Genomic DNA, 20,765 nt, shown 5'->3' with positions numbered 1-20,765 from the left:
ATCGCTCCTAAGCCAAATTGATTTCACGTAATTTATCCAGCGGTACTTTCGACTCTCGATTCTCTGTCAGCAAACCGTTCACTTCCTGCTGAACATCCGTAATTTGGGTGTAGCAGTAGCCCACGATATAATCGGTAGCTTTAATGGCTTCGTGTATGCCGCGGAAGCGGTCAAAGTAAGCTTCCTTCGACTCTACTTGGTTGCCGTAGCCCCAGCCTTTATCGGAACGCAATGCGATACCGCCAAACTCGCTGACGATTATCGGCTGTCCCGTGTACGAGTAGCCATTCGCGAACGCGTACTTCCAATGATTGAACGATTTTTCATTACGAACGATTTCATCCTTGCTCGCATAACGCTGCAGAAACTCCTCTTTGGTCTCCACATAATCGTGCAAGGTCAATATATCGGATACGGTATGCTCCCATCCGTCATTCGTAATGACCGGACGATTCGGATCGAACGCCTTGGTTAGATGGTACACGGCTTCCGTCAGCTTCTGCTGCCGCCGATCGTTCAAGATGTTCATCACGCCCCACGACTCGTTGAACGGAACCCAGGTGATGATGCTCGGATGATTGTACTGCTGCCGAACGACCTCCATCCACTCCGTCGTGAACTTCTGAATGGCGTTGTCGTTGAACTCGAACGTCGCCGCCATTTCCGACCAGACGAGCACACCCTTGACGTCGCACCAGTATAGGAATCGCGCATCCTCGACCTTCATATGCTTGCGAACGCCGTTGTAGCCCATCTCCAGCAATTTGTCGATATCCTCGATTAGCGCCGCTTCCGACGGAGGCGTCAGATGGCTGTCCGGCCAGTAGCCTTGGTCGAGTACGAGCCGCTGGTAGATCGGCACGTTATTGAGCAGCACTTTGCCTTTCTCAATTGAGATTTTTCGCATGCCGAAGTAGGCGTACACATGATCGACAACTTCGTCGCCTTGATAAAGCACGAATTCCACATCATATAAATTCGGGTGCTCCGGCGCCCAGTGGCAATGCTTCCACGGTCCGTTCATTTCATGAACCAGATCGACATCGAGCTGCAGCCAAGGACGGTCAATCGTGAGGCTGGTCTGTTTGACCTGACGGCCCTTCAGCGTCACAAGCGTCTCGATCCGATAGCTTCCGCCCGCATGCTCCCCGCCTTTAACCTGGTATTCGAAACGCACGGAACGGGCATCGATGTCAGGCGTAATCTTCACATCTTCGACGTGGACCGGCGAGACGTACTCCAGCCATACGGACTGCCAAATGCCGGTTGTCTGCACGTAGAAGCATTCGAAGTTCTCGGGTACCCATCTTTGTTTGCCCCGCGGCTGCGTTGCGTCCATGCTGTCCTCAGCCTTCACGGTCAGCTCGTTCGTCGTGCCGCCGAATTTCACATATGGGGTAATGTCGTAGGAGAATGCCGTATAACCGCCATCGTGGCTGCCGACGTATTCGCCGTTAATCCACACCTTCGCGGTATAGTCCACCGCCTGAAAATGCAGCATGATCCGCTTGCCTTCCTCGGAGGCCGGCACATCAAACGAACGGTTATACCAGACGTTAGGATGGTGCGCTTCTTCGCCGATGCCGCTCGCTTTCGTCTCGTAGGAGAACGGAACGACGATCGTTCGGTCGCCGCCGAAGCTCCGCGGCCATCCTTCCGCTTCTCCCCGATTCAGATCGTCGAAGCCAAACCGCCATTCCCCGTTCAGATCAGCCCATTGCTCGCGCACGAATTGAGGTCTGGGATAGCCCGGTATATACATTTTCGTCGTCATATCGTATCTCCTGTTCCTCTGGTACTTGCTTTATAAGGACAATAATTTCGATTACGATTGGGAATTGCGCTGTCCGGTCACGATTTGGCGAATCGCTTCAAGCGGAACTTTAGGAACGCGGTCGTATGTGAGCAGTCCGTTAATTTCTTGCTCTACGTCAGTCAATTGCGTATAACAAACCGCTTGCACGACCGGAGACAGGAGCAGCGGGCGAAACACGGCGTTCAGTCGCTTAAGGAAATCCTCGTCGTCGCTTGCCCCGGAATACCCCCAGCCTTCCCAATCGCTTTTGCGGAACGAAATGCCTCCGAATTCCGTCACCATAATGGGCTGCCCTTTGTACGATGCGCCGCCTATTAAGATTCTGCGATTGGCCGGCATCGCTTCGATCGCGCTGTCCGCAGAAACGTATCTCTCCGCCAGTACCTCTTCCCGCCACTCGTAATCATGGATGGCTACAAGGTCCGTCTCGAGCATCTCCCAGCCGTCATTGCCGATAACCGGTCTCGTCTCATCCAGCGACTTGACCAAATGGTACATCGCGAGCGCATGCTGCTGCTGCTTGACATCGATTTGAATGTTCGGAACGCCCCAGCTCTCGTTAATCGGAACCCAAGCCACGATGCAGGGATGGTTGTAGTCCCGTTCCACGATCTCATGCCACTCTCGCGTAAAACGACCAACGTAAGCTTCCGAATATTGATAAGCATTCGCGCATTCTCCCCATACGAGCAGGCCATTGCGGTCGCAATGATAGAGGAACAGGGGATCTTCCGTCTTCTGATGTTTGCGCACGCCATTGAATCCCATTGCCTTTGTCAGTTCGATATCTTTTAAGATCGCCTCTTCCGAAGGCGGGGTCAGAATACCATCCGGGAAGTAGCCCTGATCGAGCACCAGCCGCATGAAGTACGGGCGATTGTTCAAGTTGAATTTGCCGTTCTCGATGGATACTTTACGCATGCCGAAGTAGCTGTCGAACTCATCGACGACATTACCGTCTACGCTTAGGCGGAAACGGACGTCGTACAGGTTCGGTTTCTCCGGCGACCACCAGCGTCCCAAGCCATGGTCGTTAAAATCATGAAGGCGAATCGTTCTCGACTCTTCTCTGCCGTTCGCTTTGAATCTCTCTTCCGCTACCGGCTTGCCGTCGAAGCTAATGGCCGCTTCCACCCAAACCTCTTGCCGCGCCGCCGCTTCCGACATAAAGGTGCGAATCTCGATTTCGTTCCGGTCGATATCCGGCTTATACTTTAATTTGTCGATATGTACGGAATGAACAGGTTCCAGCCATACGCTTTGCCAGATCCCCGTCGTACGCGTATAGAAGATGCTGGCCGACTGCTCTTCCCAATATTGCTTGCCCCTCGGCTGCGTCAGATCCAAGCTGTCGTCTTCCGCTCTAACCGTAATGACGTTCCCGCCATCCTTCAACAAATCGGTAATATCCTGCCGGAATGGCGTATGGCCGCCTTCGTGAGTTACGGCCAATTGCTCGTTCACCCACACCTTTGCCTTATAATCAACCGCGCCGAAATGCAGGATAATCCGCTGTCCGCTCCATTCGCTTGGCACGTGGATCATTTTCCGGTACCAGACGACATCGTGGAAGGAAGAATCGCCGATCCCGCTGAGCGTGCTTTGATAAGCGAAAGGCACTTGAATTTTCAGATAAAATGGCGCTGCGTTCTTATACCATTTGTCGCTTTCTCCTTTTCTCTCATCGTCGAAAGCAAAGTCCCATTCACCGTTGAGGCTTAACCAGCGGTCGCGCTTTTGACTCGGTCTTGGGTATTCAGGTCTGATGTTATTCCCTTTGATCATGGTTTCATTTACCTCCCAGTAAGTTTGTTCGTGATGGGGCCGTTCTTCTGCAAGCCGGAGCTCGGGCCGTGGCCGTCGTTAACGACCGGCCATCCGTCTTTCCAATCGATGCGATCAAGCATCAGCACACGACTTGCGAAAGCCGTGTCCGCTTTCTTAAAAGCATGGTAGAGCAGCCAGTCCGTGCCCGCGTCATCCTGAATGACCGCGTTATGGCCCGGAGCCACGAAATTCTCGTTGAGCTCCACGATCGGGTTATTTTTATTCGGTTCAAAAGGACCCGCAGGCGACTTCGAGCGGGCTACCATCACCGCATAATGGGGAGGCTTGCCATTGGAATCCACGCAGCAATAATCGCCGGAGAAGAACATGTAGTAATAGTCGCTGCGTTTCACGACCCAAGGTCCTTCCACCAAAATGTCGTACATTTTGCGGCTCTGCACATTCGGCTGGATGACATCCTTCGCTTCTCCAATCACGCTTAATCCGTTGTCAGCCAGCTGCTGGACGTATATAGGCTGTTTATCCGATCCCCAATATAAGTACCGCTTGCCGTCATCATCGTCCAAGACGAAAGGATCGATTTTCTCGAACCTTGTCCCCCATACGACCGGCCCTCCGCTGTCCTTATAAGGTCCGAGCGGGTGGTCCGCAATCGCAACGCCGATCCCCATTCCTTTTAAAGCATCGCCGTCGTTCACTTTGGTAGAGTAGTACACGTAATACTTCCCCTTGTAGAAGGTCAGATGAGGCGCCCACATATACTCGAGCGTTGCCCAGGATGGAATCTGCTCCGGCGGGAATACGGCTCCTTTCGCTTCCCAATGAACGAGATCCGCGGACTGCAGAATCGGAAAAGTAACGACGCTGCCATCGTATTTACTCTGAGTCGAAATCGCGTAATAATAGCCGTCTTCCGCTTTCATCACCGTTGGATCCGGTGCATCGTGATCGAAGACAGGATTGGCGTATGCCGCATGGCCATTCTGCTGTTCGTTATCGTGATCCAACCACCAAGCTCCTGCAGCCAGAACGATGAGGATGATGGAGAGTGAGAAGGCGATGAATTTCGCATTCCTTCGTTTCATTCCCCGATTTTCTCCAAGCCTTCCCCGGATGGAACGGGATGATCGACGCCGGAGGCGAGCGGTTTACCGAAGTCAGGATATCCTGCCGCCGTCCAAGCGAATTTCTGCATGCGCGGCTGCCTCTTAGACGCGCCCGCCTCCGACTGAGGAATCGCATGATAGACAATCCAATCCTCGAGGCCATCCGGCGATTGCGTAAAGCTGTTATGACCGGGGGCATATACGCCGTTTTCCGTACACTTCGCGAATACCGGATGATCAATCTTAGCCCATGAATCCGGGTTCAGAAGGTCGCTTGCAGCATCTGCAACCAGCATGCCTAATGAGTAATCATCCGACCACGTCGTACTGGCAGAGTAGATCAGGAATACCTTTCCGTGTCGTATGAGGAAGCAAGGTCCTTCATTAATTGCCATTCCGCCTTGCTTCTCCCATTCATATTCCGGTTTCGTCAACAGCACCTCCGGCCCGGTCAACGTCCATGGATTTGCCATCAAAGCGGCGTAAATCGCAGATCCGTATTCGGGGAAATGACCGTAACCGGCATACATGAAGTACAGCTTGCCATTGTGTTTCAGAATCGTGCCGTCCAGTCCGGGCAGCGCCGCATTGATCGCCCCCTTCTCCGTCCATGTTCCTTCCGTCGGGTTGGCGCTTTCATTTTCCAGGACATAAACTTTACGCCCGTCATCTCCGCTTCCATCACTCGCCGTAAAGTAGACGTACCATTTCTCATTGATGAAATGAATCTCCGGTGCCCATAACTCCCTGCTGCCAGGACCTTCTATAGGAGGAAGCCATATCGTTGTGGGAAGCGACTGGGCAATTCCGCTCATCGTTCGTGACCGATACAGCTCCAGCCGATTGCCGCAAGTCACCATGAAATAATAGAAGCCGTCGGAATGCCGATACATCCAAGGATCCGCTCCGCTTGCCATAATGGGATTTTGAAAGGTTTTAGCTGAAGATGGCATCTATTCATACTCCTTATTGAGTTATAAACAACTTTTATGTTTCAAATAAAATGTCGAAGCATCGATTATGATAAAATTGCAAGATTTCATCTCGAATTTGCATGAAACGATCCTGTTCCTCCTATTCTTAGCGCTGCTGCTATTCAAACTGCAACACAAACTGCATTGTAAAACAAATTATATGTTCGTATCGAGCGTAATGTCAACGCTTTCCAACAAAAATATTGTTATTAATAACAAAAAAACAAGCGCTAATGCGCCGTTATAAACAACTATGTTGTTTTACTCATCTATAGCAGGCTCATAATGAACCTTCATAATAATGTCCTGGTCATAGTTTCCGAAGCCGCGGCCGAACAAATTGAGCCCGCCTTTATGGATGGCATCCGGTTTCACACCCACCTTAAACCGTATATTCGGCTGAGCATCGATGCGCAGGTCTTGCAGCGTCACGCCGGAAACCTTGTGATTATCGACCGTGCTCTTCTCTTTGTCGACTCGAAACGTCTTTAACAGCCCGTATTGCGTACTGCTGTCATGCCACCATTCCGGGTTATTCTTGCCGCGCTTATCGCCGAAGTCGCCGGGCGATGTCCACGTTCCCACTTCAGTGTCGTTAATCCAAACCGTGATGTCCGAAGGCCAGTCATTATTGAAATTAGGGGCTTCCGAGCAAAGCTCCAACGAAAATTCGATCGCTTTCATGTCAATGTTTCGCGGCAGCGAGCGAGGAAACCGGTATTCGATCCATCCCTGTCTCAGCCAGACGATCTGCGCGGTTCGGCATTCCGGATGAAAGAAGCTGGCCGGATCGTCTTCCGGAATGACCATCGACTCCGTGTTGGCGATGCCGCAGGTCGGATGCACTTCAACGTCGACGTAATGGCCGATCGGCATCTCGATCTCGAAAATTTGCTCCTTCTTGATATATCCCTTGATCGGATTCAAGATCATTCGGACGTCGTCGAAATTCCGCTTGCATACCTTCATCGCGCCGCGGCTTGCAGGCAAAATCTCGGTCAGAATGAGGCCTGCTTCTTCCAGCACCTTCACGTTCACGCCCGCCGTGGACACCGGAATGCCCAGTTTCTCGCCGATCTCATTTATATTCATATTGTTATGATTCAAAAGCAGCTTAATAATCTTCAGCCTGGTATGCGATGAAAGAGCGTGTGCGACCTTGACCAATACATCCGGTTCGTTAATAGAGAGTTCCAGCATTCGAGCGTTCCCCATTTATAATATGTTTTATGTTTCTTAGCATAAATCGAATGCCTTCAGCATAACACCCGCAAAAATCGTTTGTAAAGGCAGTCTATTAATCTTCTTATTGCGCAGTATTCACCATTTCGATAGGAAGCAGACATGTCGCGTTCTCGAACACAAAAAAGGAGACCCGCAGCAACGGGCCACGGGTCTTAAAAGAATATATATAATAGGGGGTTGAGTCTTATTATAGGCGCTGAAGATTAAAACCAGATGAAATTGGCATTTCAGTTACATTACAATTGCGTTGCAATAATTACCCAGTAGTTGGATATAGACAGCTTAAGCAAGCTTCGGCATCAAGCCGCCTTGAATCTTGTCGCCCGCTTCCCAGCCCAGTCCATCCGTGCACACATGACCTGTACCGTTATAGATCGTGCCGTCCTTGAGGAAGATAATGGCCAGCGCGCGGCGAGGCTTCTCGGAATTGTTGGCATGGGCGAAATGGAACGTCATGCCGTCATGGAAGGTACAGCTGCCTGCTTTCATGCGGCAGATAACGGCTGTGTTACGGTCCGCGTCTCTTGCACCTTCTTGCGAGAAAATATCCTCAGGCGTCACGAGGTCCACGCCTTTCAAGTTGCGAATCTTCTGCGATTTCGGAACGAACATCATGCAGCCATTGTTCTCGTCGACATCATCCAGCGCGATCCAGATCGAGAAGGCGACCATCGGATCGGTGTCTTTAATCGGCCAGTACGGTCGATCTTGATGCCAAGGCGTTACTTTGGAATCGCCGGGCATCTTAAGCAGCGCGTGGTCATGGAAAAGGCGAATGCCTTCGAAGCCGGTTAGCTGCTTGCCCATATCCGCGAAGCGTTCGCCGAGCACGAATCGTGCCATGCCCCCGTGATCCCGCCACGTATTTACGCGCTGGTTCAGCACCTTATAATAGGCACCGCCTGCCTGATCCGTCTGCAAGCCGCGAGCGCCTTGGTTATTCATCGTCTCGTCCATATATTGGCGAAGCTCTGCCAGCTCTTCCGGCGAAAGAATATTATCGATCTGCACGAAGCCATTTTCTCTGTAAAATTCCACATGCTCGTTAGTCAGTTGGATTTTCGAATTCAACATGCTCTCAGGTCCCCTTTATGAATCGGATATATCTTCAATTTACACCTGAAGCATCCGTTCATCTTGGAGGATATGGGATAAAACTAAGACGATCTGCCAAAATAGAGCGAATACGCTCAGCTCCGGCGTGCAGCAGCCACGTTTAGCTCCCCGCGAGGTAGAGTTAGATTAGTTTGAGCGGAGATTTGGGAGCTGAGAGTTCGTTTTTGCGACTCTCAGCTCTTTTTCGGCGAGGTTGGTTAGTTCCGCTTTCTTATCGTCATATAAGGACCGCGGCTACTTTCTGAATGGCATGAATTACATCATCGCAATCCTCATGGGACATCCGCTGATGCAGACCGATGCTGATGGCTCGGCCCAAATAATCCAAGGTAACCGGGCACATGTCCGGGTCATAGCTTACGCTGCCCTTGTACTCCGCACAATTCCAAGGCGTTCCCACAGGAGAAGCCATTCTTTTCTGCAAAATGTAATCCCAATTCCGGTAGATATGCCGATCCGCAACGCCGCCGTTATCGACGGTCCCGTTCGGAATGCCCTCTGCCTGCAGCGCTTTGCTGAACGTTCCCGCAGCCTTGCTATCCGGCAGATAAAATACGAAGCTAACCCCGCAATCCCCTGCCGGATCTACAACGCGCTGAAGTGCCAGCCCCGGTATATTCGCTACACCGCTCACGATTCGCTTCTTGTTCTCGCGAAGCTGACCGAGAATCGTATCGAGCTTCTGCGCTTGCGCCAAGCCCAGCGCGCCGTTAATCTCACTCATGCGGTAATTCTCGCCGGGAATGGTTTCCACTTCAGCATCGCCGCCCCAGAACTGGAAGGCGCAATCATGCTGATGTCCTGCACGAATATATCCCTCTTGGCTATTCGTAACGACCATTCCGCCTTCTCCGGCCGTAATGACCTTATAATGCTGAAAGCTAAAGCAGCCGTAATCGCCGATCGCCCCCAGCGGCTTGCCGAAATAGGAACCGCCATTAGCTTGCGCTACATCTTCAATGACAACAAGGCCGTATTGGTTGGCAATGCTCATAATTTCGTTCATTTGTGCCATGACGCCCCGCATATGAACAGGAATGACGGCCTTGGTGTAAGGCGTTATTGCGGCTCTAAATGCAGCAGGATCCATATTCAGCGTGTCGTCGCACTCCACAATGACCGGGACGGCCCGAACCGCCACGACCGCGGCCGCCGTCGCGATAAAGGTATACGCGGGCACAATCACTTCATCTCCCGGACCGACACCGGCCGCTGCCAACGCGCAAATTAGCGAGGATGTCCCCCCATTAACAGCGAGCGCAAACGAGATACCAAGTCGATCCTTATAAAATTGCTCCAATAACGCCGGGAAAGACTCTTCCCGTTTATTCATGAAACGAAACATCCTGCGAGAATCTAAGGCCTGCAGCACATAAGCCTTCTCCAGTTCACCAATCTCATCCGGTCCATGGAACTGAAAGGTCCACGGCTTACCGCGAACAGGCTGCCCCTGTTCGATCGCCAAACGCTCCACCAAGGCCATGCTCCTTCCGTTGCTGAATTAATTTACAATTTAAATTATATGCCCGAAGAGGCTTCCGGTAAATGCCAATTTGGAAATATCCACAACAATCTGATAAGCAGATGGCAGCAGCGCGAGCTATGCTATTGATCTCTGCATTCCTGCGGCGTCATCCCATAATGCTTCTTGAACACCTTAATAAAATAGGAGTCGTTCTGGTAGCCCAGCTTGGCAGCAATCTCGTAAATTTTCACTTCGGAATGCTTAAGCAGATGAACCGCCTTATCCATTCGAGTACGGTACACGTAGTCGCTGATGCTTTCGCCGGTCTCTATTTTATAGACTCTGGACAGATAAGCCGGATGCAGATGAACCTGATCCGCGATTAGGGGCACCGAAATGCCTTGCGAAAGGTTGCGCTCGATAAATTGATTCACCTGACGCACGATCGTTCCCCGCGAATCCTTGATCTCTTGGTGCACGCTGAATTCCAGCTGCTCCAGCACGCCGTATGCCCATTTCTTCAGCCCGTTTACCGTGCGAAAATGAGCAGGTCCGTCAAACAGCGCATAATCCTCGGGCCGAATTAATTCGGCCAACGACTTGCCGTTCTGATGGGCGAAATGAATGAAGGCTGTACACAGGCAATAATAGACTTCCATGCGCGCCTCATAGAAATAATCCGAGCTCGCGGACATTTCTTGGAAGATCCGGTTCAGCTTCGCCCATAAGTCCTCCATTCGGCCGGCTTCGATGAGAAGAATGAGCGATGGCGGCTCATGCAAGCTGCTCAGCGCATGAAATTCACGAGTCACAGGCCTGTCATCGGTGAGAATGAAGAACCCTCGCTCGCCGCCCGTTTTGTTCCGCATCGCAAAGAGGCAGCTTCGATAGAGCTCTTGAAGCCGCTGCGGGAACAGATCCGGCCCGCTTACGATAATGGAGATGTAGCCTTTCAGATACAGACCGACATGATTGTGCAGCTGCTCCGCAAGCCGCTCCAATACCCCGCGTTGATTCGCCCCTTCGCCGCCGTCTTTGCCGTAAACAGCGCTATCCTCCAACGCCCGCAGCACAAATACGAGGTTTTCATGCTCATCCACCCCGTTCCATACCGCAAAATAAGGACGGAATAATTCCTCCACGATGTTCGCCATGGCAAACTCCAATAATACCGATTGGCTTCGGTCAAACGCCGTGAAGCCTTCCTCCACACGGATTAACAGCATAAACACGCGGTCCCCGGGCGTAAAAGAAAGCTCGATCATGTTCATTTTCTGAGTAAGGTCGGCAGCCGAGGGACATTTGCCATGCAATAAATCGCCCAGCAAATTCCGGCGAATCAAGGGCAGATTTTCTTTCATTAGCCGAGCAAGATGCCGGTAGGAATGCATCTCCTCCCATTCCTTACTCGATTGGAGCAGCGCCTTGCGGACGGCCTCCATCAGCTCTTCATCCGCGACCGGCTTAATTAAATAATCGTCCGCCTGCACCTGCAGTGCTTTCTTCGCGAATTCAAACTCAGCGTGACCGGAGAGCAGAATGCATTTCGTCATCTTCGCGGTACGCCGAATATGGCCGATCAGCTCCAAGCCGCTCATACCCGGCATTCGAATGTCGGTAATGACAACATCGACGGCGTTCCTACCGAGAATCGCTGCAGCCTCATCGCCGGAATAAGCTTTGTATACGGTGCCGATGCCGAGCTCTTCCCAAGGAATAATGACTTCTAAATTATCGACGACGGAACGTTCATCATCCACGATTAGAATTTGATGCATGGCACCCTCCATTTTACGGATTATCGTGCTCGCTTCCGGGCCAATGCATGATTGCCCTGGTTCCTCCTTGAGGCATTTGCTGCAAGGTCAAACCGGCGCCATCGCCAAAATAATGAAGCAGCCGCTGATGTACATTCCACATGCCGCACCCATTCTCTTCGGCAAGAGGCAGCGAGAAGCTGCGATTCAATCGCGTTATTTCGTCAGAAGCTATTCCGCTGCCGTTATCCTCAATTGAAATCAGATAGCCCTCGAGGTCAGGCCGTATTTCCCCTCGCACCGTAATGTTGCCGCTGCCGTAAAGCGGCTCTACACCATGCAGAACAGCATTCTCAATAATCGGCTGCAGCAGAAAGCGCGGTACATGGAGCCCCAGCATGCCTTCCGGCATATCAATCCGATAGTCGATTTTGCGCATCCGAAGCGACTGAATCATGAGATAGCTGCGAATCAGCTCCACTTCTTCCGCAAGCGTGGCGCTCTGATTCTCCGTCCGCGCCGCATACCTGTAAAACTTGCCAAGCTGGACGCACATCGTCGCCACCGCGGAATCGTTGCCAACCTGCGCCATATTTTTGATGAAATATAAACAGTTATATAGAAAATGAGGGGCAATCTGCGATTGCAGCTGCTTGAGCGTCGCTTCGCGCGAGCGGAGCTCCTCCTTGTAGACCTTCTCGATTAAACCCTGGATTTCCACGGCCATTTCGTTAAAACCTTGTACCAAATAGATGAATTCGGGATTGGAAGGCTCGGCTATCCGTACCGAGTAATCGCCTCTCTTGAAACGGCGCACCCCCTTGAGCAGCATCTTAATGGGAACCTGTACATCACGATAGAGGAAGAAAGCGGCGCCGATAGCGAGCAGGGAGAAGACGCCTACGGAGAAATAAAACCGTGTTCGACTGACTTCGATCGGTTTCAAAATGGCACTGAGCGGGACATAATCGATGAGCACCCAATTCGGCATTGCGGTGGGAATATAGTTGACGAGGAATTGTTCTTGATCAATGGTTACTACGGAGTCGTTGTCTTGCAACAGCTTCAAGTCGCTCGCAGCTTCGGCGATCCGATAAGCAAGCGTTCTGTTCGCCGAGCGATCGGCGATGATCGGCTCGCCTGCATGATATAAGAAAGGCGCGCTGCTGCCGGAAGCCTTGTAATCATCTAACTTCGATATAAAATTATCCTGAGGAAAGCTCACTTCGACGATAAGCTTAGCCTGCTTCACATCATCGTAGGCGGTAATGGGGTCTACGCTGTACCAATAAAATTTGCCGCTGCCGCCTGCTACTCCGGATCGATAAGTCCAGCTGCGCGACACATATTGCCCCAAGTAGGCTTCATCGAATTTCGCCCGCGCTCCGCTGGACAGCGCCTCTTGAACAGCAGGCGCATAGACGCTTATATTGTTTGGCCATCGCACAATTGTGCTGTTGAGCACAAGCTTCTCCACGATGGCATTCTTCGTGCGGGAGGGGTCTAGAAGCCCGGGCAGGGAATACAGATATTGAAACTCCCGGATTGTCGGGTCCTGACCGAGCATGATGGCATTCATCGACAGTTGCTCCAGTACCGTATCCAATTGCGTGGAGAGCCCGGATAACCGTTGTTTGCCTGCTTCCCGCAATTCCTTCTGCACAACCTTCATGCTGACTTGATGCGAATTGCCGTATTGGATGCCAATCGGGATGGTCACAATGAGGAGGATGCCGAGTACTCGGCCAAACGTGTTTATTTTTCGCATCTTAATGGAAACGCTCCGTTTCGAATAAGGTCAAAACAGTTCATAACCCGGTTCGTGGACGCCACTCACCGGGTTATGAACCGCTTGCTGCGATCGATTATTTACCTTGGACAGAGGCGTACCAATCATTCGCTTCCGCCGTCATTTGATCTCCGCCTGATTGCTTCCATTGTGTCACGAAATCTTCAAAATGGTCAATTGGGATATCTCCGTAAATCATTTTGTTATACGTTTCGAGCACCAACTTATTTAGGAACTCCCCTTTCGCTTTCATCGTTGGCGTAGGAGCGCCAATGAACTTATCGGGATGGGATGCATCCACCTGCTGCATGACAACCCCGGCCGCGGCCAGCATTTCAGGCGCATAACCGTGGGAGTTCTTCACCTCAAACGGCGATTCCGGCGCCTTGCCTGCTCCGAGTGCCGCAAGGGTCTTCATATTGAGAGATGGAATAATAGCACCGTCGAAGGTGAGCGAATACTTCTCAACCTCGATCGCGCCGCCCGGAATATCAGCGCCATAAACCGGCTTGTTGTCCACCAGGTCGTAATCATAGCCTTGATGCATCCCGAACTCCATTGGATCGCCTTTCGCGGGATTCGCATAATGATCAAACAGATAGTTTTGATAAGCAAAGAAAATTTCCGGATGTTTCATATCCTTATTGATCAGAACGACGCCGTTATTCCCCGGTGTCCCGTGGCGCATGACGGTTCCGTTCGGGCCTGCCGGAATAGGATATGCCTTGATTTCCGCACCCGGAACGTTATCTTTCACCGCTCCGATTGGCCATGCTACCATCCAATAAGGTCCGGCCACAATGCCGGTTTTCCCCGCAACGAACGATTCCGTCGGTTTGACTTCGTCCATAATGCCGGCCTCTTTCGTAATGTAGCCCTTCGCCATCCAGTCATGCAGCTTCGTTAGCCCAAGCTTCGCCTCCGGCTGAACGGAGCCGTAAACAAGCTTGCCGTCTTTATCCTCATTCCATTGGTTCGGCAAAGCGCCATATGCGCCTAATACCCAGTCCACGGTAGAACCCCAGCCATTAAAGCGATCCTTGAAGCCCACGGCCATGCCGTACGTGTCTTTCTTATCGTTGCCGTCCGGGTCTTGATTGACGAACGCATCCATCACCGCATCCAGCTCATCGATCGTCGTTGGCGCTTTCAAATTCAGCTTCTTCAGCCAATCCTCGCGAATCCACAGCACCGTATCCGCGTTGTAAGCCCGCTCCAGAATCGGAATGCCGATTCGCTTGCCATCTCGCATATAAGGGTACCATGCGCTTGGGGCCTCATTCATCGCGGCTTTCCAAGCATCCGATGCGTACTTGTCGAACAGCGCGCCGCCATCGGCGAATTTACCGGAATCGATCAGATCCTGGGCCACCAAATCTGAGCGCAGCGGCAGCACATCAGGGAACGGCTCGTTCGCGGACAGCGAGAGTCTGAGCTTCGTATCGAGCGCTCCATTCTGATCCGCAACCGTCCATAAGTACTTAATGTCGATGCCGAGTGTGTCTTTCGCCCAGCGCGTGTGCACATTGTTCTCCATGGTATCCCCGTTCTTGAACACAACGTCCCCGCCGACGCCTCTTGCGGTAGTCATCGTAACTTCCGGCGTGAACTTCCCATTGCTCGCAGGAAGCGAATCATCCTTCGATGCGCTGTCTGAGCTGCCGTTGTCGTTATTGTTTCCTGTGCACCCGGCTACCGTCCCGACGAGTATCAACGATGCGAATAGTGAAACCCAGCCCCTCTTCACATGCACTCTCCCCTTTGGCTTCAGTCTGCATAATCACCTTGATTCACCCTAATTGTAGAAACAAGGCATCACCTAAAGCTATAAGAACCTCATAACTTTGATAGCAAATTGATAACAATTAATTTATTGAAGGTATTATCATTTTCCGTCATCATATCGTGGAATAGCTATATATTTGGCCTTTACTTTTATCAAAATCGGATCATATAATTTATTATGTGAAGTAATTAGGGTGGCGAAAGGGTGAAATAGAGGTGGCAAAGCTATTAATCGGGTATGACGTAGAGGCGGCCGATAAACGAACCGCACAGTTTATTGACCAAGCCATGCAAGTGCATAAGGACCTGCAAGCCCCGGCCAGTATCTTTATCGTAGGGAGAACGCTTGAACAGAACGCGGATCGTTGCCGACAGGCTGCCAAGGAGGGCTGGCTTGAATTTCATCAGCATACGTATTCCCATTTGCTGCTCAAGACCGTTGTGCAAGAAAATGAGGAAGGGATTCAAGTGTTTCCCGGCGTCTCTTTCGAAGCAGCCAAGGAAGACATCCTTCGCGGACAAAAGGCGCTTAGCGATATCCTCGGCGTTGCCTGCACAGGACTGACGGCCCCTTATAATTATTATCGCGGTCTTGGCGACCGTTTGGATTTACTTGAAGTTCTGCGCGATTGCGGCATAAAGATCGTCCGATCAGCCGGACGGAACGAACGGGATTGGCAGCCGGTTCCCTTCGAATGGCAGCCTTATTTCTACCAGCCTCAGGGCTATGGCGAAATCTTGGAATGCCCGCTGCATGGCTGGCAGGATTGCATTGCGAGAGAACGGATTGGATGGGAGAATGTCGCTCACTATGTAGAATGGCTGAAGCGCGACATCGACTACGCCGTCAACCATGATTTGGACTTTGTGTACTGCAGCCACGACTGGAGCAGCATCACCTGCGACCCTGAACTAACGCATCTCCGAGCCATGCTTACTTACGCGCGGGACAAAGGGATGGATATCCTCCATTACTCCGATTACTACGCCCTCAGAACCAGCTCATCCATTTCGACTTCGCCAGCGTAAGCGCCCCTACGATGCCTTCATCATTGCCGAAAGAGCTGCGCTCCATTTGCAAGCGTTGTGTAGCAAACCGATTGGCACGGCGTAGAATGGTCCTTCTCATCTCATCGAATACGGACGGCAGCAGCTCCATGACCGGACCTCCCACAAAGATCGCCTTCGGATTAAACAGATTGACCATATTGCTTAGTGCAATGCCGCAGGCTTCTCCTGCTTCCAGACAAACATCCAGCGCTATTTTATCATTCGTTTGATACGCCTCCAGCAGCGAGTCCGCTTTGCCGCCTCGCGTGCGATAGGCCAGCTCTATCATGGGATACGTAATAATATTCTCGAGGCATCCGTAGTTGCCGCATGTGCATCGGATGCCTTTATTGTCCGCCGTAATATGGCCAAGCAGTCCGCCGACATTATCGGAACCTCTCAAGAGTCGGTCATTCACGATAACCCCCGCAGCGATGCCAAAGCCGATTTGCACCGTAATTAAATGCTCCATATCCGTTCCTTTGCCTGCAAACTTCTCTGCGATGGCCATCGTCCGTCCGCCCTCATCCATATAAACCGGACATGGGAATGCCTCCTGCATGGCAATGGGCAGCTCCACGTTATCCCAGCCTTCGGCATTGGGAATCGTTAGAATCCTCTGCAGTGCCGGATCCACGACGCCGGTCACGCCGACCCCAATCGCATCGATGGATGATTGGCTGATTCCGCTGCTTTCCAGAAACGCTTCAATCTTCGAAATGAGCAAGGCTGCTTTGTCGCTGTGGTCCTTGAACAGCTGCATTTCCCATTCCGCTCGCGCCTGAATATGCAAACTGTTATCCGCGATTGCTACGCGTATTTTGTGCCCGCCGATGTCTATCCCTAGAAACCGATGGCGATCCGCTCTGGCATAGAGAAGCACTTCCTTTCTCCCCAAGCCGCTGCCGACGCGTTCTCCCTCTACCAAATACCCTTGTTCGATTAAGGTTTTGGTGATCTTGGTTAGGCTCGCTTGCGATAATCCGGTTTCTTCGGACAATGCCTTCCGGGAGATCCCTCTCCCCTTATCGACAAGCCGTAGGATCTGACTGCTTTTATCGCTCGGTTTCATCCTTAAGCTCCGTTCTCCTGCAGCATGTAATAAATTGAGTAAATTATAGCATGCGCAAAAAGTTATGAGAATGCTATGAGCGTTCGAATGTTCTCATAGGTATTGGTTTTCATGGTTGCTACAATGAAACCAACATGGAACTCGCAAGGAGAGGAAGGATGGAATGAAACGCTTCAAGGGAAGCTCCCCGTTTCACATGATGCTGCTGCCGGCTGCCATTGTTACGTTTATTTTTGCCTATGTGCCAATGGCCGGCATTATAATGGCCTTCATGGATTACAAGCCGTGGCTCGGGTTTACGAAATCAGCCTGGATCGGCCTCGATCATTTCCGGTACATGTTCGAGCGCCCCGATAGCAAGCAGGTGATGGTCAACACCGTTGTAATAGCCGCGCTGAAGATTGGATTCGGCCTTGTTGTGCCGGTATTCTTCGCTCTTCTGCTGAATGAAATTCGGAAGCTGGTCTTTAAACGAACGATTCAAACGCTTGTCTACTTTCCCTATTTCATGTCATGGGTCATCTTGGGAGGGATCTTGGTCGATATGTTGTCTCCGGAGGGCGGACTGATTAATCGCTTGTTCTCCGAGCTGTTTGGCATGAAGCCGATTTTTTTTCTCGGAAACGGAGACTGGTTCCGGTTTACGGTTGTCGCAAGCGATACATGGAAGGAGTTCGGCTTCTCGGCCATCGTCTATCTCGCCGCGCTTGCAGGCGTCAATCCGTCACTCTATGAAGCAGCCGTCATCGATGGAGCTAACCGGTGGAAGCAAACCTTATCTATTACCCTGCCTTCGCTGGTTCCCATATTAGTCGTCATGAGCACTCTTTCACTCGGAAATATTCTGAATGCCGGCTTTGATCAGATCTTCAATTTATATAACCCGCTCGTCTACTCCAAAGGGGATATTATCGATACGTTCGTTTATCGCATGGCCATTCTCAATGGGGAAATGGGCTTCGGAGCCGCCGTCGGGCTGCTGAAATCCGTCATCAGCTTCATCCTCATCGTACTTACGTACAGGTTGGCTTACAAGCTTGCCAACTATCGCATTTTCTAAGTAAGGGGTCATGACTATGCCGGATAAAACGACTGCCTACCGCATGTTCTCCATTGTGAACCACATCTTCCTGCTCGTTATTTCTTTATTATGCGTGCTGCCTATCATTCACATATTAGCCGTGTCACTGAGCGGCAAGTCGCCTGCAGCGGCCAATCTCGTAGGGCTGTGGCCGATTGATTTTACATTCGATGCTTACAAAAAAACATTCGGGAATGACAACTTTCTGCATGCCTTGTTCATTTCCGCTGAACGTACTATCCTCGGCACGTTCATCGGCATGGCGCTCGTATTCCTCGCCGCTTACCCGTTATCCAAAGAACAGCATACCTTCCGCGGGCGATCGGTGTATGCCTGGTATTTTATATTCACGATGCTCTTCAGCGGCGGCATGGTACCCGGCTATATTCTCATTACGAAGCTTCATCTCCTGAACTCGATATGGGCACTCATCTTACCGGGAGCGGTCAATGTGTGGCTGATGATCCTGATGCTGAACTTCTTCCGGACCGTGCCCAAAGAGCTGGAGGAAGCGGCTATGATTGACGGAGCAAGCCACTACCGCATTCTGCTCAGCGTATTTATGCCGGTATCCATGCCCGCAGTCGCAACGCTCGCTTTGTTTACGATGGTCGGCCATTGGAATTCTTGGTTCGATGGCATGCTGTATATGACCAATCACGCGAATTATCCGCTTGCCACGCTGCTGCAAACCATCGTTCAGCAGGATTATACGAAGCTCAATGTCAGGCCGGAGGAGCTTGAGAATATCGCGCAACGAACTGTCAAATCCGCTCAGCTTTTCATTGGCGCGCTGCCGATCTTAACCGTCTATCCGTTCTTGCAGAAGTATTTCGTGAAAGGCATCGTGCTGGGGTCCGTGAAAGAGTGAACGGAGTGGAGTGGAATGGAACCAAACGAGTGGAGTGATTACAGTACGGTACGGAATGGTGGAATGAGGCAGAACGGTATGAAACGGAATGAAGAACTGTGCAACGAGCTTGCGCCAAGAACAGCCTCCCTCTGCATAACATGCAGAGCGGGGGCTTTTTTCTTGCAAATAAGCATGTTAGAATGCGTACACATAAACCCATATGAAGGGGCTGCTCCCATGATTCCATTGAAGCGACGAGGCATTATTTTGGATATGGATAACACCATTCTCCGCTCGCGCATTGATTTCAAACAGATCAAGAATGAGGTTTATACGTTGTTAGTACGAGCGGGAATTATTGAAGCGGATCTTCCGCTGCATGATTTTACGGCATCGACACTCATTGAACATGCCCGGTTATCAGCGAAGTTCACCGGAGAAACAGAGCAGGCGGTATGGACAGTTGTGTCTGAATTAGAGCAAGCGGGGATGAAGGATGCGGGGCTTGAGCCGGGTGTCGTTGAACTACTGAAGCAGCTGCAACAGGACTTCCACCTCACGATTCTTACGAATAATTCGTATACAGCCGCTATACAAGCGCTGCGCACTACTGGAATTGAGATGTACTTTGACCATGTCATTGGCCGAGAGCAAGCTGTAACGATGAAGCCCTCACCGCAGGGCATTCTTCATATTCTTGAACGCTACCCCCACCTCTCCAAAGAGGATTGGCTGTCCGTAGGCGATGCTTGGATCGATGGCAAAGCGGCAATGGAAGCCGGCATCCGATTTATTGCTTACCAGGCCAATCAACCGGAGTTGGAGCGAAGAGGCATTGTTCCCCTCGGCCATATCGACGAACTCCATCAACTCCTTCACTATCTGTAAAGTTGAAATTGGCGAGAGCTCCGGTTAAATGCTCCATATAATCCTCCGGCTCGAACAGCAACCCCAAGCTGCTTGACTCTGACATTAATGTCAGCCTTTATAATGAACTGGAAACCAGGTATGGCGAAGAGAGGATGCCCATGAAAATCGGTCAATTAGCCAAAGAAACAGGCGTGAGCATTCGTTCGCTCCGTTACTATGAACAGCAGGGCTTGATATCGCCGCTGCGACAAGCCAACGGTTATCGCGAATATTCGCCCTTAACCGTTCACACCGTGGAGACGATCAAGCTCTATCTGAACTTGGGTCTGACGACTGAGCAAATCGCCGGGTTTCTTACTTGTGTTTTGCGGAACAAGGAAGCATTTTGCAGCGAAGTTATGCCGATTTATGAGCGGAAGCTGGCAGAGATCGACGCACAGATTATGCAGCTGAATCAAATTCGGACGAATTTGGTAGATCGGATCGCTGCCGTTCAGTCGGAAACGATCGCCGACAATCTAAGCAAGGAGTGAGCCAAATGGGAATACATCAAGTTCAGAGCATGGAGCATCTCCATCAACTCGTTGAGGATGGGGTCGTGCTCGTAGATTACGGAGCACCTCACTGTCCGCCGTGTCATACGCTGCTTCCCGTTCTGGAAGAACTAAGCGCGGAGCTGGAGCATCAGCTTCGCATCGCGTACGTGGACTGCGACAAGCTGCCTGAAGCCGCTGCTTCAGCCGGCGTTATGGGCACGCCGACCGTTATAGTGTTCAAGAATGGCCAGCCCATGGATAAACTGGTGGGGCTGCGTCCCAAAGCAGCCTATCGCCTGGCTGCCGAGAAACAGCTTTAGCCGCGAAGAAAAAGGTGGCGCAGACATAAGTGTCTGCGCCACCTCAGTGTGTGGAGAAACGAAACCAACTTTTGATACGACGTCGGTTTTATAGCTTCCGGCGCAGCACGAGAGCAAAGTGGTCTGTACTTCTGCGCTGAGC

17 protein-coding genes are annotated in these 20,765 nt (G+C 51.4%); 6 read left to right on the top strand and 11 right to left on the bottom strand.

The window, feature by feature from the left end; all coding sequences use genetic code 11:
• Nucleotides 1-7: 7 nt before the first annotated feature.
• From BM412_RS22550 to BM412_RS22500, 10 genes are all read right to left on the bottom strand, one after another.
• Nucleotides 8-1,774, bottom strand: a complete 1,767-nt coding sequence (locus BM412_RS22550) for a glycoside hydrolase family 2 protein (RefSeq protein WP_091223497.1) — start codon at nucleotides 1,772-1,774, stop codon at nucleotides 8-10.
• 51 nt (nucleotides 1,775-1,825) lie between these two features.
• Nucleotides 1,826-3,601, bottom strand: a complete 1,776-nt coding sequence (locus BM412_RS22545; RefSeq protein ID WP_091223495.1) for a glycoside hydrolase family 2 protein — start codon at nucleotides 3,599-3,601, stop codon at nucleotides 1,826-1,828.
• Nucleotides 3,602-3,609: 8 nt separating this feature from the next.
• Complete coding sequence (locus tag BM412_RS22540) at nucleotides 3,610-4,689, bottom strand: glycoside hydrolase family 43 protein (RefSeq protein WP_091223493.1); 1,080 nt, start codon at nucleotides 4,687-4,689, stop codon at nucleotides 3,610-3,612.
• Nucleotides 4,686-5,663, bottom strand: a complete 978-nt coding sequence (locus tag BM412_RS22535; RefSeq protein ID WP_091223491.1) for a glycoside hydrolase family 43 protein — start codon at nucleotides 5,661-5,663, stop codon at nucleotides 4,686-4,688. Before BM412_RS22535 ends, BM412_RS22540 begins: the two co-directional genes overlap by 4 nt.
• A 282-nt stretch (nucleotides 5,664-5,945) precedes the next feature.
• Nucleotides 5,946-6,884: an ArsR/SmtB family transcription factor gene (locus tag BM412_RS22525; RefSeq protein ID WP_091223487.1), complete on the bottom strand. Its 939-nt coding sequence runs from the start codon at nucleotides 6,882-6,884 to the stop codon at nucleotides 5,946-5,948.
• A gap of 327 nt (nucleotides 6,885-7,211) precedes the next feature.
• Nucleotides 7,212-8,003 (bottom strand): phytanoyl-CoA dioxygenase family protein, encoded by a 792-nt coding sequence (locus BM412_RS22520; RefSeq protein ID WP_091223485.1) that lies wholly within the window; start codon nucleotides 8,001-8,003, stop codon nucleotides 7,212-7,214.
• 259 nt (nucleotides 8,004-8,262) lie between these two features.
• Entirely contained in the window at nucleotides 8,263-9,519 is a 1,257-nt protein-coding gene (locus BM412_RS22515) for a DegT/DnrJ/EryC1/StrS family aminotransferase (protein WP_256256548.1), read from the bottom strand.
• Nucleotides 9,520-9,650: 131 nt separating this feature from the next.
• Nucleotides 9,651-11,288 (bottom strand): response regulator, encoded by a 1,638-nt coding sequence (locus BM412_RS22510; protein ID WP_177246019.1) that lies wholly within the window; start codon nucleotides 11,286-11,288, stop codon nucleotides 9,651-9,653.
• Nucleotides 11,289-11,301: 13 nt separating this feature from the next.
• Nucleotides 11,302-13,035, bottom strand: coding sequence for a sensor histidine kinase (locus BM412_RS22505; protein ID WP_091223479.1), 1,734 nt, complete (start codon nucleotides 13,033-13,035; stop codon nucleotides 11,302-11,304).
• A 97-nt stretch (nucleotides 13,036-13,132) separates the two neighbouring features.
• The gene (locus tag BM412_RS22500; protein ID WP_256256524.1) at nucleotides 13,133-14,803 is read right to left on the bottom strand and encodes an extracellular solute-binding protein; all 1,671 of its coding nucleotides are present in this window, start codon (nucleotides 14,801-14,803) and stop codon (nucleotides 13,133-13,135) included.
• Nucleotides 14,804-15,057: 254 nt separating this feature from the next.
• Between BM412_RS22500 and BM412_RS22495 the strand changes: the two genes are divergently transcribed.
• Nucleotides 15,058-15,870, top strand: a complete 813-nt coding sequence (locus tag BM412_RS22495) for a polysaccharide deacetylase family protein (RefSeq protein WP_091223475.1) — start codon at nucleotides 15,058-15,060, stop codon at nucleotides 15,868-15,870.
• On the opposite strand, the gene BM412_RS22490 is transcribed toward BM412_RS22495, so the two are convergent.
• Nucleotides 15,833-16,963: an ROK family transcriptional regulator gene (locus tag BM412_RS22490; RefSeq protein WP_091223472.1), complete on the bottom strand. Its 1,131-nt coding sequence runs from the start codon at nucleotides 16,961-16,963 to the stop codon at nucleotides 15,833-15,835. The two genes, BM412_RS22495 and BM412_RS22490, sit on opposite strands and share 38 nt — an antisense overlap.
• Nucleotides 16,964-17,126: 163 nt before the next feature.
• On the opposite strand from BM412_RS22490, the gene BM412_RS22485 reads away from it, so the two are divergent.
• The 5 genes from BM412_RS22485 to BM412_RS22465 all read left to right on the top strand — a co-directional run bounded on the left by BM412_RS22485 (nucleotide 17,127) and on the right by BM412_RS22465 (nucleotide 20,623).
• Complete coding sequence (locus BM412_RS22485; protein WP_091223471.1) at nucleotides 17,127-18,023, top strand: ABC transporter permease; 897 nt, start codon at nucleotides 17,127-17,129, stop codon at nucleotides 18,021-18,023.
• Between the two features lie 16 nt (nucleotides 18,024-18,039).
• Nucleotides 18,040-18,915 carry a carbohydrate ABC transporter permease gene (locus BM412_RS22480; RefSeq protein ID WP_091223469.1) on the top strand — a complete coding sequence of 292 codons (876 nt, stop codon included), beginning with the start codon at nucleotides 18,040-18,042 and terminating at the stop codon, nucleotides 18,913-18,915.
• Nucleotides 18,916-19,134: 219 nt separating this feature from the next.
• On the top strand, nucleotides 19,135-19,785 hold the full coding sequence (locus BM412_RS22475) for an HAD family hydrolase (RefSeq protein ID WP_177246016.1): 651 nt from the start codon (nucleotides 19,135-19,137) through the stop codon (nucleotides 19,783-19,785).
• Between the two features lie 140 nt (nucleotides 19,786-19,925).
• Entirely contained in the window at nucleotides 19,926-20,300 is a 375-nt protein-coding gene (locus BM412_RS22470; RefSeq protein WP_091223466.1) for a MerR family transcriptional regulator, read from the top strand.
• 5 nt (nucleotides 20,301-20,305) lie between these two features.
• Nucleotides 20,306-20,623 carry a thioredoxin family protein gene (locus tag BM412_RS22465; RefSeq protein WP_091223464.1) on the top strand — a complete coding sequence of 106 codons (318 nt, stop codon included), beginning with the start codon at nucleotides 20,306-20,308 and terminating at the stop codon, nucleotides 20,621-20,623.
• The last annotated feature ends 142 nt before the right edge of the window (nucleotides 20,624-20,765 follow it).

It is taken from the genome of Paenibacillus sp. BC26, from assembly GCF_900116125.1.
In the GTDB taxonomy this organism is placed as follows: Bacteria; Bacillota; Bacilli; order Paenibacillales; family Paenibacillaceae; genus Paenibacillus_Z; species Paenibacillus_Z lignilyticus.
This window is presented reverse-complemented; position numbering and strand designations above follow the sequence as displayed.